13 protein-coding genes are annotated in these 15,167 nt (G+C 47.8%); 5 read left to right on the top strand and 8 right to left on the bottom strand.

Features of this window, described 5'->3' with window-relative positions:
• Nucleotides 1–47 precede the first annotated feature (47 nt).
• Genes pulA through thpR form a run of 3 tightly spaced genes read right to left on the bottom strand, consistent with a single transcriptional unit; the run spans nt 48 to nt 3,704 of the window.
• Nucleotides 48–2,183, bottom strand: coding sequence for a type I pullulanase (gene pulA, locus BW952_RS17680; protein WP_045851695.1), 2,136 nt, complete (start codon nt 2,181–2,183; stop codon nt 48–50).
• On the bottom strand, nt 2,180–3,145 hold the full coding sequence (locus tag BW952_RS17675; protein ID WP_045851694.1) for a nuclease-related domain-containing protein: 966 nt from the start codon (nt 3,143–3,145) through the stop codon (nt 2,180–2,182). The genes pulA and BW952_RS17675 overlap by 4 nt, the downstream gene beginning before the upstream one ends.
• The gene (gene thpR / locus BW952_RS17670) at nt 3,129–3,704 is read right to left on the bottom strand and encodes an RNA 2',3'-cyclic phosphodiesterase (protein WP_045851693.1); all 576 of its coding nucleotides are present in this window, start codon (nt 3,702–3,704) and stop codon (nt 3,129–3,131) included. The genes BW952_RS17675 and thpR overlap by 17 nt, the downstream gene beginning before the upstream one ends.
• 149 nt (nt 3,705–3,853) lie before the next feature.
• On the opposite strand from thpR, the gene cysK reads away from it, so the two are divergent.
• Nucleotides 3,854–4,783, top strand: coding sequence for a cysteine synthase A (cysK, locus tag BW952_RS17665; protein WP_045851692.1), 930 nt, complete (start codon nt 3,854–3,856; stop codon nt 4,781–4,783).
• 94 nt (nt 4,784–4,877) lie between these two features.
• Here cysK and pepV read toward each other — a convergent pair whose 3' ends face one another.
• Nucleotides 4,878–6,287 carry a dipeptidase PepV gene (gene pepV, locus BW952_RS17660; RefSeq protein ID WP_045851691.1) on the bottom strand — a complete coding sequence of 470 codons (1,410 nt, stop codon included), beginning with the start codon at nt 6,285–6,287 and terminating at the stop codon, nt 4,878–4,880.
• Nucleotides 6,288–6,581: 294 nt separating this feature from the next.
• Here pepV and BW952_RS17655 point away from each other — a divergent pair, with 294 nt between their 5' ends.
• Nucleotides 6,582–6,803, top strand: a complete 222-nt coding sequence (locus BW952_RS17655) for a DeoR family transcriptional regulator (RefSeq protein WP_045851690.1) — start codon at nt 6,582–6,584, stop codon at nt 6,801–6,803.
• A gap of 66 nt (nt 6,804–6,869) precedes the next feature.
• On the opposite strand, the gene BW952_RS17650 is transcribed toward BW952_RS17655, so the two are convergent.
• Both BW952_RS17650 and BW952_RS17645 read right to left on the bottom strand, forming a co-directional pair.
• Nucleotides 6,870–7,580, bottom strand: coding sequence for a pseudouridine synthase (locus tag BW952_RS17650; protein ID WP_045851689.1), 711 nt, complete (start codon nt 7,578–7,580; stop codon nt 6,870–6,872).
• Nucleotides 7,581–7,594: 14 nt separating this feature from the next.
• Nucleotides 7,595–9,214 carry a putative polysaccharide biosynthesis protein gene (locus BW952_RS17645; RefSeq protein WP_045851688.1) on the bottom strand — a complete coding sequence of 540 codons (1,620 nt, stop codon included), beginning with the start codon at nt 9,212–9,214 and terminating at the stop codon, nt 7,595–7,597.
• Nucleotides 9,215–9,336: 122 nt separating this feature from the next.
• Between BW952_RS17645 and BW952_RS17640 the strand changes: the two genes are divergently transcribed.
• Nucleotides 9,337–10,590 (top strand): BaiN/RdsA family NAD(P)/FAD-dependent oxidoreductase, encoded by a 1,254-nt coding sequence (locus BW952_RS17640; RefSeq protein ID WP_045851687.1) that lies wholly within the window; start codon nt 9,337–9,339, stop codon nt 10,588–10,590.
• A 46-nt stretch (nt 10,591–10,636) separates the two neighbouring features.
• Here the strand turns inward: BW952_RS17640 and BW952_RS17635 are convergent, their stop codons facing one another.
• A complete protein-coding gene (locus BW952_RS17635; protein WP_045851686.1) occupies nt 10,637–10,945 on the bottom strand; it encodes a rhodanese-like domain-containing protein in 309 nt (102 codons plus the stop codon).
• Nucleotides 10,946–10,965: 20 nt separating this feature from the next.
• The gene (gene leuS, locus BW952_RS17630; RefSeq protein ID WP_045851685.1) at nt 10,966–13,377 is read right to left on the bottom strand and encodes a leucine--tRNA ligase; all 2,412 of its coding nucleotides are present in this window, start codon (nt 13,375–13,377) and stop codon (nt 10,966–10,968) included.
• Nucleotides 13,378–13,629: 252 nt separating this feature from the next.
• On the opposite strand from leuS, the gene mnmL reads away from it, so the two are divergent.
• Together mnmL and mnmM are read left to right on the top strand one after the other, a co-directional pair.
• Nucleotides 13,630–14,586: a tRNA modification radical SAM protein MnmL/YtqA gene (gene mnmL, locus BW952_RS17625; protein ID WP_045851684.1), complete on the top strand. Its 957-nt coding sequence runs from the start codon at nt 13,630–13,632 to the stop codon at nt 14,584–14,586.
• On the top strand, nt 14,583–15,152 hold the full coding sequence (gene mnmM, locus BW952_RS17620) for a tRNA 5-(aminomethyl)-2-thiouridylate-methyltransferase MnmM (protein ID WP_045851683.1): 570 nt from the start codon (nt 14,583–14,585) through the stop codon (nt 15,150–15,152). Before mnmL ends, mnmM begins: the two co-directional genes overlap by 4 nt.
• Nucleotides 15,153–15,167 lie beyond the last annotated feature (15 nt).

Below are 15,167 nucleotides of genomic sequence, written 5' to 3'. Positions count from 1 at the left end.
ATTGTATCATGAATTCATTCATTCGACTAGTTCCATTCAAAAAACTTCTACCGGACAAATACGGCACAGCTGAAAGGATCAACCGATGCCTCTGCTACATTGTGCTGAAGAATGTCTGTCCCGGCATACTCGCCGGAAACCACCTGATTCCACGCTATCCCCTCCGGCAGCACAAAGCGGGACTGCACGCCGCCAGCATTAAAACTAATGACAAGATCCCGCCACCCTCCGTATGAAGCCACATCCTTCAGCCAAACCGTCAGCGTATCCGCATTCGACGGCCATTTCACGATATGATGGCAAATCGCTTCCTCTGTCCGCATCCGAAAAGCGCCGGATGCATGCCGAAGTTGAATAAGCCCTTTCACGTACTGAACATGATCAAAAAACTCACCTCGCCGGCGCCAGTCCATCTGATTGATCATGTCGGAGCTCGTATAACTGTTTTCAACCCCATATTTCGTCCGGCAAAACTCCTGCCCGGCATGTAAAAAAGGAATGCCCTGTGACAGTAATACAAAAGCGGTTGCCAGTGTGTGTTTTTTTCGGTTAATGGCTGTTTCGCCTGGAAAGCAAGCCTCCAGTTTGTCCCATAATGTATAGTTGTCGTGACATTCAACATAGTTAACGGATTGAGCCGGCGAATGAAACAGCCGTTCACTTCCTGCACAGCCCGCGTTTGCGGTTAATGCGGCAAACGCCTGATCCATCAACCGGCTGTTCCCGAACGCGAAGCCAGGTTCAAACAGCTGAAACGTGCTGCCTTTTACAGAATCTCGGAAACGATCATTAAAAAAGGCGATATCCTTTAAGGAAGAATGGTTTTGGATGGTGGATCGGTGCTCTGGCAGCAGGGCGGTGTTTAAATCCCAGCCTTCTCCCAGAATGATGGCATCCGGCTTTGTCCGGTGGATCCGCTCTGCTGCCTGCTTCATCGTCTCTACATCAATCAGGCCCATTAAATCAAAACGGAAGCCGTCAAGGTGATAAGACTCCAGCCAGTATTCCAGCGAATCAAGGATGAACTTTCGAGCCATTTTCCGCTCTGAGGCGAAATCATTTCCGCAGCCTGACCCGTTTGACGGCTGCCCGTCATGGCCCTGCCTGAAAAAATAACCGGGAACGAGTCGTTCAAACGACGACGTTTCACGAACGAACACATGATTATAAACGACATCCATAATCACACGCAGCCCTTTTTTATGAAAGGCACGGATCATTTCTTTCAGCTCGGTCGCTCTTGTGTATAAATGAGCCGGGTCTGTGCTGAAGCTTCCTTCTGGGACGTTAAAGTATAATGGGTTGTATCCCCAGTTATAATTAGCGGAAAAATCAATGTCTGATACACCGAAAAAATCGAAAAAAGGAAGCAGCTCTACATGGGTTACACCGAGTGATGCCATGTAGTCAAGTCCGGTCGGCTTTCCGTCAGGGCTTTGCGTTCCTTCCTCTGTGAGACCGAGAAATAAGCCCCGGTGTTTTATCCCGCTTTCCGGCTGACTGGATACATCGCGTATAGACGCTTCGTAAATAACCGCATCGAGCGGAGACGAAAAAGGCGGCAGCTCATGCCTGGCAACGGCCAGCTTCTCATCATCCACTACCCGTGCCCATTCACTGTGCACGGAAACCATTTTGGCGTACGGGTCTACTGCTTCATGCCAGACATTATTGATCCTTACCTGATAATGATAAAAATACCCTTCCGCATTTTCATTTAATTCTGCTTCGAACGTACCTGACACGCTTCTTTTCATCGGAACATACTTGAGCGGACTTATGCTTGTTTCTTTGTACTTTACAAAAGCCTCTGTAGCCGTTGGCGACCATACTCGGAAGGAGGTTTGAGCAGGCGTATACAAGCTGCCGAGCTCCCCTTCGTAATAAAATAGATCGTCAAACTCCTTTGTCCGGATCACGCCGCCAATTTGCAGGTCGGTTCGCATGAGCCGCTCATCTAAAATAACATGCTCATGAGCAAAGTCCGGTACGTCCTTTAGGCGGCACGTGTATTTCACCATCGTTTCAAATTCTTCCGTTTTTAAAATGTCCATCCTCGTTACACTGCTGCCGCTTTCAATGTAAAAAGCGGCCGATTTCCCTGAATAATAGTGGATCGGCAGCAAAATGGCTACTTCATGTAACGTATCTAAATACGCGTTAAACGGGCGTGTTGTAATCATCCTTCTTCCTCCTCCTCCCACTCCGGGCGGCGCACACTGACTGTATCTGCATGAGAAAGCATCGCTTTCGCTGCTTTTAATTGAACCGTTTTTAACGGGGATGACAGCTGCCGCATTTCCTGAAACCACTGGTTGAAATGGCGCTTATCTATATACTGTATGTCTGCAGGCGCTCCCGGGTCATCAATGTAGCCGTTTCGGGAAATGACCGCTTTGCGGACCGGCAGCTCGATTTGTTCATGATGAATCAGCTTTTTAACGATGGCTTCCGTTCTTCCAAGAGACACGGCTGGACTTAATATTTTGGACTCTTTCTCACCAAACCGCTTGACCCAAAATCGTTCCGGCGAGCCTGTAAAAGCGGCATCATCCTGTTCTTCTAAAAAAGAAATACACCATATGTGCAGCGGCGTAATCATGACAACGTCCAATTCCACCACCGCCTTTTGAAACCGGAATACTGGTTCATAAAAGATCAAAAATGTATCCGGCAGTCTTTTCAGCAAAAACTTCAGCCGTTCATCTACAAAATATTTGTGATCAAGCGGCGATTGGTAGGTCAACGTTGAACTTGCCCACTTGATTTGAAATTGATACATTTTTTCAACGAATGCCTTTTTTGCTTCTTCCTCTGTTTGCAAATAAAGCGATTCTGTTTCATTAATGGAGAACAACGTCTCCTCCTCTTGAAGAGGAACATGCTCAGCTTCAGTGTCCGGCTGCTTTTGTTTCCGTGAAAAAATCCCTTTAAGAAAGGATGATCTTTCTTTCGGCTCCTCGAGCATCCAGCTGCCGGCATCGTTTTCTTCCGCCAAAGCACCGCCGGATTCTTTTTGACGCTCCCACAGTGCCCGGAACTTCAACCACTCCTGTTTTTTCAAGCGGACGTACCGGGCAGGATAGTGAAAAGGATCATTTTCGTACCGTGATATATAATTTTGCAGTTTAACTAATTGGGCCATTGTGTTTGTCCTCTCCTAGCTGTTTAAGTGTGCAGGACCATTTTTTCTCGTATTTTGGTTCATTCTTTACGTTAGTTTGAAACAAAGCAATTTCAGCTGCTGTAAAAAAAGGCCACACGAGCGTTTCTCGGAGCTGTTTAAACGGCTTCTCCGCATTCAGCCATTTTCTTGCTGTGGTCACGTGCGGGCGAAAGGGCTTTTCATCTATTTTTAAGCCGGCCCTTTTACAGGCGGACGACACCTTCTGCTGAAGCAAAAAAAGCGCGGCCGGTTCATCGGTTCCTGCCCAGAAAATTCGGGGTGCGGTTTCTTTTCCAAATGTGCCAAAGCCCGTGATCGTTAAGGGAAAAGAAGAAACGGTGTCGACGGCCTGCTGGACGTGTTCACACGCTCCCTTTATTGCTTCACCGCTCACAGACCCGAGAAAAGCCAGCGTTAAATGGTAGTCCTCAGGGTGAACGGACTTTTGGAACAAATGATGTCTCGTTTCCATTTCTTCCGCAATCGCCTGTTTTATTTCATCCGGCAGAACGAGCGCAAAGAAATAATGCGGTGTCATAGCCCCCACTCCTTTTTTCGGCTGTGTATTGCTCTTAGTTTACCAAAAATCATGTGGAAAAGCCGTTCATTTCATTCATTGTATTTCCATTGGAATTGTCAAAGTGATATGATGGTGAAAAGGAATAATAGGAAGGGTGGTATTTTTTTATGAAGGTTGTTGACAACATAGCAGATTTAATCGGTGATACACCACTCGTCAAATTACAGCGTCTGTCACCTGAGAACGGAGCAGATGTGTACGTAAAGCTTGAATTTTACAATCCGAGTAAAAGCGTGAAAGACCGCGCTGCCTACAATATGATCATCGAAGCAGAAAAATCCGGAAAGCTGAAGCCGGGTGCAACTATCATTGAGCCGACAAGCGGCAATACCGGGATTGGCATCGCCATGAACGCGGCTGCGCGTGGGTATAAATCCGTTCTTGTGATGCCGGATACGATGACCAAGGAACGAGTGAACATTTTAAAAGCATACGGTGCAGAGGTCGTTCTGACTCCAGGAGATGAAAAGATGCCCGGCTCTATTCAAAAAGCGATTGAACTGTCGGCGACGATTCCGGACAGCTTTATTCCGATGCAATTTGATAATCCAGCCAATTCTGATGCTCACCGGGGAACGACATCAACGGAAATTGCCGAGGCTGCGCAACTAATCGGCAAAAACTTTGCAGCCTTTGTGGCCAGTGCCGGCACTGGCGGGACGATTACCGGAACGGGAGAAGAACTAAAAAAACAATTCCCGGCGCTTGCTGTTCATGTAGTCGAACCGGCCGGCTCTCCTGTGCTGTCAGGCGGAAAACCCGGAAAGCACAAGCTTGTCGGCACGAGTCCAGGCTTTGTTCCCGCTATATTGAACACGTCGGTGTATGATTCCATCTTTAAGATTGAAGATGAGGACGCGTATACGATTACCCGCCGTCTGGCTGCGGAAGAAGGCATTCTGATCGGGCCTTCAGGGGGTGCTACATGTTACGCGGCAATCGAACTGGCGAAAACATTAACAAAAGACGACATCGTCATTTGCATTGCACCGGATACCGGTGAACGGTATTTATCAACGGACGTCTTTCACTATTAATCAATTGAATACGGGAATAAAACAAAAACAAGCCGAACGAATGCGATTTTTCCGCCTAATCGTTCGGCTTTTTTGATGGAGACATCCTTATTGCCTACTCTTTTTTACCGGCAAGCTCCACGATGGCGCGAGCATAAATAGCGGCTGCCTTGCACAGATCCTCGATAAACGCATATTCATCCTTTTGATGCGCTACATCTTCTCTTCCCGGAAACAGGGCACCGAATGCAACACCGGTCTCAAGCGCCCGGGCGTATGTGCCGCCCCCGATCGAAAGCAGTTCTGCTTGATCCCCCGTTTCTTCTTCATACACACGGGCGAGTGTCTGAATAAACGGATCAGTCGGTTCTACGTAATGCGGTCGGCTGTTGTCAACAATGGTCACAGCTGCTCCCTGCAGGTCTTGCTCCATCCGTTTTATCTCTTCTTCGAATGAAAACGAAACCGGGTAGCGAATGTTCAAGCCAATGTTGGAAGTCTCCCCCTTTTTGTATTGAAAAATAGCGGCATTGACCGTTACATCGCCCATTTCAGGATCGGTTGCAGCAATGCCTAGCTTTGAGCCTCGTGTATCTCCGTCAAAATATTGAAGCACGAAGTCAATGTACGCTGCTGAAGCAGGGTCCAGCGCTTCATTTTTAAAAAAACCGGCCAGCAGAAGCGCGGCATTCACACCGTAATCCGGCTCCATTGCATGGGCTGACTTCCCCTTCATCTCCAAATGAATCATTCCGCTTTCCATATAATAAGATCCTTCAAGCCCCAGATCCTTCACATATTCGGTATACTTTTGCAGAAAAAAGGTGTGCTGCTCTTGAATGGAAACCTCCGCTGCCGCAAAATCCGGCACCATATTATATCGTCTTCCTGCATGAAAAGATTCGATCGAAACGCCCCCGTTTGTTTTGGTAGGGACTTGAATCTCCAGCTGAAGATCCGCAATGCCTTTTTCCGCAAAAATAATGGGAAAATCGGCATCAGGTGCAAATCCGGCTTCCGGCATTTCTTCTGTTTGAAAATAGCGCTCTACACAGCCCCAATCACTTTCTTCATCGGTTCCGATAATCATCCGCACTCTCTTTTCAAGCGGCACTTTTAATTCTTTAATCAGTTTCATCGCGTAAAAAGCGGCGATTGTCGGTCCTTTATCATCCATCGCGCCTCTGCCGAACAGCTTGCCATCCTCTACTTCACCGCCAAATGGCTTATACGACCAGTCATCTCCTTCCGGCACAACATCCACGTGGCACAAAACACCAATTATGCCTTCGCCTTCCCCCATCTCAAGGTGTCCTGCCACATTGCCTACATTTTTCACCGTAAATCCTTCTTTTTCACCGAGCGCCAGCATAAAATCCAGTGCCTGACGAACACTTTTTCCGAACGGTGCATCCTCCGCAGTCTCTGTGCTTTTTACGCTTGGAATTTGAATAAGAGCCTGCAAATCCCGGATCAAGCCGCTTTCCTGTTTTTTTATTTCTTCTAGCCAATTGATTTCTTTCATCTACAAAACCTCCTCATTTTATTTTACCTATTTCCAAAAATATTGTACAAATACGGACATTTCTCCTTCTAAACAAGCATATTATTATGAATATAGGGTAAATATACTGTAAATTCAGCCTTTTTTTCTAGCAAAAATCCATTAAATACAGTACACTGTAGTTGTCAGACAGTTTCGTTCTATACTAAACAGTCCATAAAGGAGATGTCTGAAACAATTTCATTCATTTAATAAAGTCATTTTCTGCCGTCTGCCGCCTCGTGCCTCAGGGAAAAAAGATGAGGGAGTGGTTCTTTGAAGCCTACTACAAATCGCATGCTGACTCGCATTAAATCCATCTACATGTTTATTAAAGAAAATGGGACTGTGACAACGCAGGATATTGTAGATGAATTCGGCATCACCCCGCGAACAATTCAACGGGACTTGAATGTACTGGCTTACAATGAGCTTGTTTTTAGTCCGACACGCGGAAAATGGACAACAACAGAAAAAAAGGTTCGCATGACTTCATAAGTTATGCTTGTAAAAACGGCTGTCCCCTAATGGGACAGCCGTTTTTTGTCAACCTGACGAAGCTTTTCACTCACCTTTAAGCAAGCTGAGCTCTTCTTCTGTCAGCTCGCGGTATTCGCCAAGCTCGAGCTCCTCATCCAGCACAAGAGCACCCATCGAAAGCCGTTTTAAATAAACGACTTCTTTGCCTACTGACTGAAACATTCTTTTTACTTGATGGAACTTTCCTTCTGTAATCGTCAGTTCGATCGTTGATTCCAAACCGGCTGACAGAATCACAAGCTCACCCGGCTTTGTTTTGTAGCCATCATCGAGCGTAACACCTTCTTTAAAAGCAGCAATGTCTGTTTGCGTCACCTCGCCATTGATGCGGGCGAAATACGTTTTCGGCACATGATGCTTAGGTGACAGCAGTCTGTGAGAAAGTCCGCCGTCATTCGTTAACAATAAAAACCCTTCTGTATCCTTGTCGAGGCGGCCGACCGGATGCGGGTCAAAATTTTTATGCAGGTCGTCCAGCAGGTCCACCACCGTTTCATCCTGCTTGTCCTCCGTTGCCGAAATAACGCCCGGCGGTTTGTTCATCATCAAATAAACAAATTCACGATACTCCACTGGTTCATCAAACAGCATCACCTGGTCTTGATCCGGCTTCACTTGAACCTTTGGGTCTTTTTCCATTTTTCCGTTCACCGTCACGGCACCGGTTTTTAAAAGCTTTTTCACTTCTTTCCGGGAGCCGATCCCCGAATTTGCCAGCCATTTATCTAAACGCATGTTGAACTGCTCCTTTAAGCTTTTTTCAAGCGTAGTTTTCGTTTAATTCCATCAAGCCGGGTGCCGAATACGTCAGCAAGCAGCCCGGACTTTTCGCTGAGAGCAAAGTAGACAAGGGCTCCAGCCCCTGCACAAATGAAAATCATCAGCAATGCGGAGCCATCGGTTTCTGTTGAAAGAACAAGAGACAAAATGCCGTAAAGGGCAATCACCACAATGGCCATAACCCCGTTAAACGCCGCAATCTGTCCCATTTTCTTCGCTAACGGCCGCAATGAATATGATGCGTACACGCGAATGACGACGATGTTTATCAAAATCGATGTCAAATACCCGAGTGCCGTCGCGTACACCGCTCCTTCTGTTTCAAACAGCTTGATCAGCGGAATATTCAGCGACAGCTTGACGAGAAGGCCCGTCAACAGGCTGAGTACGGTAAACCGCTGCTCATTAATGCCCTGCAAAATGGCTGCCGTCACAGAAAACAGGGCAAACAGGATCGCAACCGGTGCGTACACACGAAGTACATCCGTACCGAGCTCGCTGTAATCATAGAAAATGGTATACAACGGCTCTGCCAAAAGCATCATGCCGACCGCTGCCGGCACCGTCAGAAACAGCAGCACTTCAAACGTTTTGTTCAGCTGCTGCTTCACCGCCGCCATATCCTTTTTCACGAACGAGCTCGTCACCATCGGCACAAGGGTCATTGCAAATGCTGTTGCCAAGGAAACCGGGATGATCACCAGCTTCTGCGTGCTAAAATTCAAAATACCAAACGCAGTATCCGGCTTTTCAACACCGATCGTATTCATTGCTTTAGCAAATGTCAGCTGATCCACCAGCTGATAAAGCGGGATGGCAATGCCGACGAAAATAAAGGGAATGGCATACACGACGATTTCAGCATACATGCTGAACAGCGAGACGTCTGTCTGCCCTTTATCTTTTTCAAGGAGCTTGTCCAGGTGCTTTTTGCGCTTAAAAAAGTATACATATAATACGATCAAGCCGAAAACGGCCCCAATAAACGCTGCAAAAGTCGCCACACTAATCGCTGTAACTACCGATCCGTTCATCACATGGATAACGATGTAGGCACCGCCCAGCAGAAAGATAATCCGGGCAATTTGCTCAACAACCTGTGACACAGCGGACGGCCCCATCGATTGATGCCCCTGGAAAAACCCGCGTGTCACACTCATAAACGGAACAATGATCAGCGCAAAGCTGACAGCCCGCATAACCGTCGCTACTTCCTCAATCGTATACGTGGTTTCTTTGCCATTTAATGAAAGCGATGCAAGAAACGGTGCAAATGTATACATGATCAGAAAGGCAGCAAAGCCGGTCAGCAGCATAATCACAAGCCCTGATTTAAACAGCTTTCGTCCGACCGCATATTCTTCGATGGCATTATACTTGGCAATATACTTCGATACGGCGAGTGGAATACCCGCTGTCGCGATGCTGATAAAAATCGTGTACGGCACATACCCATAGCTGTACAGCGCCGCTGCATCCTCTCCGCCAATAATGCTGTAAAATGGTATGACATAAAACAAGCCGAGAAATTTTGAAATAAATGTGCCCAGCGTGAGAATAAATGTCCCTCGTATTAAATTGGATGACATGACTAAATCCCTCTTTTTCTCAATTAAACATCACTTGCTAGTGTACCTCTTTCTTTCGTGTCTGACAATTTTTTTCGTCATCTGCTATAATGAACAAAGTTTAAAGAACGAGGTGGACAGGAATGTATGACGTAATTGTGGTGGGCGGCGGCCCAGCCGGCTTGATGGCAGCTATTGCTTCAGGACGGACGGGCTCGCGCACCCTGCTGATTGATAAAGGCCGCAAGCCGGGAAACAAGCTGCAAATTTCCGGCGGCGGACGGTGCAACGTGACCAACCGGCTTCCCGTTGAAGAAATTATTAAGCATATCCCGGGCAATGGCCGCTTTTTATACAGCGCTTTTTCCGTTTTCAGCAATGAAGACATTATTCGTTTTTTTGAAAACCTTGGCGTCAAATTGAAGGAGGAAGACCACGGGCGAATGTTTCCGGTATCAAACCGGGCACAGGATGTCGTCGAAGCGCTTCTTAGTGAATTAAAGCGGCTGCGGGTCGAGCTTCGGCTGGAATCTCCTGTTGCAGAACTGTTAATGGATGACAGCTTCATGCACGGTGTCCGGCTGAAATCAGGTGAAGAAATCCGGTCGAACGCCGTTGTTCTGGCGACGGGCGGCAAAGCGGTTCCCCAGACCGGCTCAACAGGCGACGGTTATCCGTGGGCGCGCCAAGCCGGACACACAATCACTGATCTGTTTCCAACGGAAGTGCCCATCACGTCAAAGGAACCGTTTATTGTCAACCGGTCGATGCAGGGACTAGCGCTTCGTGATGTCGGACTGTCTGTGCTGAATAAAAAAGGCAAGCCGATTGTGACCCACCGGATGGATATGCTGTTTACTCATTTCGGCTTATCCGGCCCAGCTGCTCTGCGCTGCAGTCAATACGTCGTGAAGGAGCTGAAGAAAAATGGCGCTCCCGCACGCATGTCTATTGACGCTTTTCCCGATGGAAATGAGCACGAAGCTAGCGTCGCTATTCGGAAAATTCTCAAGGAAGAACCGAAAAAAGCAGTGAAAAACAGCTTGAAACAATTGCTGCCCGAGCGGTATTTGCACTTTTTGCTCAGTCAGGCTTCGATTGACCTTGAAACACCCGGCAATCAAATGTCCGATGGAGCCATTCGTGCGCTCGCTTCTCTCGTAAAGTCCTTTACCTTGAATGTCAACGGGACACTGCCGATTGAAAAAGCGTTTGTCACCGGCGGCGGCGTTTCTGTAAAAGAAATTGAACCGAAAACCATGGCATCGAAAAAGAAAGACGGGCTTTTTTTCTGCGGGGAAATCATTGACATTCACGGCTACACCGGCGGCTACAACATTACCGCCGCTCTTATTACAGGCCACATCGCCGGAACAAACGCCGCTGCTGTCCGATAAAAAACAAGCCTCTCCATACCCGGAGAGGCTTGTTTCTTTGCTGTTGTTATTGTTTTGGAGCTGTTTCGCCGGGGTAGTTCATCATGCCGCCGGTCATATTCGTTGCCTTGTACCCATTTTCGATCAAGAAGCGGGACACATTTTCCGAGCGTGCACCGGAACGGCAGACGATAATATAGTCGGTGTCTTTGTTTAGCCGGTCAAGGCTGTCCGGGATGGTGCCCATCACGATATGGTCCGCCACCGGGATCATCCCTTCTGCCACTTCTTCTTCTTCCCGTACATCAATCAGGGAAAGCTGCTCCCCTTTTTGAAGCTTTTCGTGTACTTCTTCACCTGTAATCGTTGGAATCATAAGGCTCTGTTCCTCCTTCGTTAATTAGCGACGACGTTGACAAGCTTGCCGGGAACCGCAATAACCTTGCGAACAGTCTTGCCTTCAAGCTCGCCCTTGAACGTTTCATTCTCCATCGCTATCTCTTCCATTTGTTCCCGCGTGGCATCTTTTGAAACCATCAATTTTGCTTTTACCTTGCCATTCAGCTGAAGGACAATTTCCACTTCATCGTCCACAAGCTTTGATTCATCGAACACGGGCCATGCTTCGTACGTCACTGTTCCGCTGTGCCCTAGCTTTTCCCATAGCTCTTCTGCTAAATGAGGAGCAAGCGGCGAAACAAGCTTCACAAAGCCTTCCGCATATTCAGCTGGTATGGTTTCCGCTTTATTCGCTTCGTTCACAAAAACCATCATTTGAGAAATCGCTGTATTAAAGCGCAGACCTTCATAGTCTTCTGTCACTTTCTTCACCGTCTGATGGTACACCTTTTCAAGCGATAAATCTTTTCCGCCTACCTTCGACTTTAGTTCGCCGTCCTCTGTCATCAGCAAGCGCCAAATCCGGTCAAGGAAACGGCGCGCACCGTCAACGCCGGTCGTGCTCCAGGCAATCGACGCTTCAAGCGGTCCCATGAACATTTCATACAAACGCAGTGTATCCGCTCCATGGCTTTCCACGATTTCATCCGGATTCACGACATTCCCTTTTGATTTACTCATTTTTTCATTGTTTTCACCGAGGATCATGCCCTGGTTAAATAGTTTTTGGAATGGCTCTTTCGTATGAACGACGCCGATATCGTACAATACCTTGTGCCAAAAGCGCGCGTAAAGTAAGTGAAGAACCGCATGCTCGGCACCGCCAATGTAAATATCAACCGGCAGCCAGCGTTCAAGCAGCTCTTTGTCTGCCAACGCCTCTTTATTATCCGGATCGATAAAGCGCAGGTAATACCAGCAGCTTCCCGCCCACTGAGGCATTGTGTTTGTTTCACGACGGCCTTTTTTGCCCGTTTCAGGGTCGACCACGTTCACCCAGTCTTCGATCACAGCAAGAGGTGACTCGCCCGTACCGGATGGACGGATTTCAGTTGTTTTTGGCAAAACGAGCGGAAGCTCAGATTCTGGAACGGCTGTTGTTGTACCGTCCTCCCAATGAATAATCGGAATCGGCTCACCCCAGTAGCGCTGGCGGCTGAACAGCCAGTCACGCAGACGGTATGTTACTTTTTTCGTCCCAATACCTTCCGCTTCAAGCCAGTCAATCATCTTGGCGATGCCGTCTTCTTTGTTTAAGCCGTCAAGGAAGCCGGAATTCACGTGCGCTCCGTCACCTGTATACGCTTCTTCTGCTACGTTGCCGCCTGAAACTACTTCCTGAATGTTCAACTCAAATTTGCGGGCAAATTCATAGTCGCGTTCATCGTGTGCCGGTACCGCCATGATTGCCCCTGTTCCGTACGTAATCAGCACGTAATCGGCAATCCAGATCGGCATTTTCTCTCCGTTCACCGGATTGATTGCGTAGGCACCCGTGAAAACACCGGTTTTGTCTTTGGCTAAATCTGTCCGCTCCAGGTCGCTTTTCGACTTCACTTGATCAATATACGCAGCAACAGCTTCTTTTTGTTCAGCTGTTGTGATCTTTTCCACAAACGGATGCTCAGGCGCCAAGACGGCATACGTCGCACCAAACAGTGTATCCGGACGGGTTGTAAAAACGGTGAAGGTTTCATCATGGCCATCGATGCCAAAAGTGACTTCGGCTCCTTCCGAACGGCCAATCCAGTTGCGCTGCATATCTTTAATGCTTTCCGGCCAGTCAAGCTCTTCCAGGTCTTCAATTAAGCGATCAGCGTAAGCTGTAATTTTCAGCATCCACTGGCGCATCGGACGACGCTCGACCGGGTGGCCGCCGCGCTCTGATTTGCCGTCAATTACTTCTTCATTCGCTAAAACCGTGCCAAGTGCCGGACACCAGTTCACCGGTACTTCATCTACGTACGCAAGGCCTTTTTTGTAAAGCTGAAGGAAGATCCACTGCGTCCATTTATAATAATCCGGATCTGTTGTGTTAATTTCACGGTCCCAGTCATAAGAAAAGCCAAGCGCTTTAATTTGACGGCGGAAATTGTTAATGTTTTGTTCCGTGAACTGAGCTGGATCATTTCCGGTATCCAGCGCGTACTGCTCCGCTGGCAGGCCAAATGCATCCCAGCCCATCGGATGAAGAACATTGAAGCCCTGCATCCGCTTGAATCGGCTTAAAATGTCCGTTGCCGTGTAGCCTTCCGGATGTCCGACGTGAAGTCCGGCGCCGGATGGATAAGGAAACATATCAAGTGCGTAAAATTTCGGCTTTTCCGAGTCGTTCTCCATTTTAAAGGTTTTGTTTTGTTCCCAGTAGCTTTGCCATTTCGGCTCAATTTGTTTATGATCAAAATTCATGCTGAAACCTGCCTTCCGTTTATGTAAACTGCCTTCCTTCTCTTTCAGAAGACGAATTGCCTAAAAAAATCCTGCCCGAAGAATGGGACAGGAGAGATTTTTCTCTATCCAGTATTAACTATCAGCCAATCGGCTTTCTTCATTAATCTTTATCTTCCATTTTAGAAAAACTTCAGCTAATATGCAAGCGCATTTTACCCGTGCCTCTCTTCGTGCTACAATTTAAATCGAGCTTTAAAGGAGGAATGAAACATGACCAATCCGTTTCCGTACGCTAGTGACGACAGACGGTACCATACATGGAACTACCATTTGCGAAACCATTTCGGCCACAAAGTGTTTAAAGTGGCTCTCGACGGCGGCTTTGACTGCCCGAACCGGGATGGCACCGTCGCCTTTGGCGGGTGTACATTTTGCAGCGCGGCTGGCTCAGGCGACTTTGCCGGTAAGCGCGTGGACCCGCTTGAAAAACAGTTTCATGATATAAAAAATAAAATGCATGAAAAATGGAAGCATGGCAAGTATATGGCTTATTTTCAAGCCTACACGAATACACATGCACCGGTTGATGTGCTGCGTGAAAAATATGAAGCCGTTTTAAAGCAGGATGACGTCGTCGGCATTTCGATTGCCACACGGCCAGACTGTCTGCCGGATGATGTGGTCGAATATTTGGCTGAATTAAATGAGCGGACGTATTTATGGGTGGAGCTTGGCCTTCAGACCGTTCACGAAAAAACCGCCCGTATCATTAATCGTGCCCATGATTTCGAGACATATGTGGAAGGCGTCGAAAAACTTCGCAAGCATAACATTCGGATCTGCTCTCATTTAATTAACGGATTGCCGCTTGAAACACCGGAGATGATGATGGAAACAGCACGGGCCATTGCGGACCTTGATGTTCAGGGCATTAAAATCCATTTGCTTCATTTATTAAAAGGCACCCCGCTTGTCAAGCAGTATGAAAAAGGCATGCTCGACTTTTTGACGATGGAAGAATACGCCAAGCTCGTTGTTGATCAGCTGGAAATTCTTCCTCCCGACATGATTGTTCACCGGATTACCGGTGACGGCCCGATTGAGCTGATGGTTGGCCCGATGTGGAGTGTGAACAAGTGGGAAGTGCTCAATGCCATCCATGATGAAATGCTTCGCCGCGACACGTGGCAGGGCAAGTTTTATAAAGGAGCCGTTATGCAGCCATGATCGTAGAAGGAATACTGCCCTTTGCCCGGCTGCTTTTGCAAAAAACAGTGTCAGAAAAGGGCTATTTTGTCGATGCCACAGCTGGCAATGGACACGATACGCTGTTTCTTGCGCAGCTCGCGGGCGACGGACACGTCTTTGCATTTGACGTTCAGGAGCAGGCGATTGCCAATACAGCGTCGCGTTTACAGGACGCCTCTTTGCTGCATAAAGCCACGCTTTTCCGTGCTGGGCATGAACAGGCAAGCTCCTTGATCCCCGAGTGCGTTCACGGTCATGTCAATGCGGCGATTTTTAACCTCGGCTATTTGCCTAAAGGCGACAAAACGGTCATTACAAAACCGGACACGACCATCAGCGCGATTGAGCAGCTTTTCGAGATGCTGAAGCCTGGTGGCATCATTGTTCTCGTCATTTACCACGGCCATGCCGGCGGAGCAGATGAACGGGATGCCGTAACGACCTATGCAGCGTCACTCGATCAGCAAAAAGCCCATGTCCTGCAATACGGCTTTATCAATCAAGCCAATACGCCGCCTTTTATCGTGGCCATTGAAAAAAGATAAGAAACAGCCTTTGCA

This window comes from Domibacillus enclensis (assembly GCF_900156125.1).
Lineage (GTDB): Bacteria > Bacillota > Bacilli > Bacillales > Domibacillaceae > Domibacillus > Domibacillus enclensis.
Note: the sequence above shows the minus strand (reverse complement) of the source record. Positions and strands in the feature narration are given on the sequence as shown.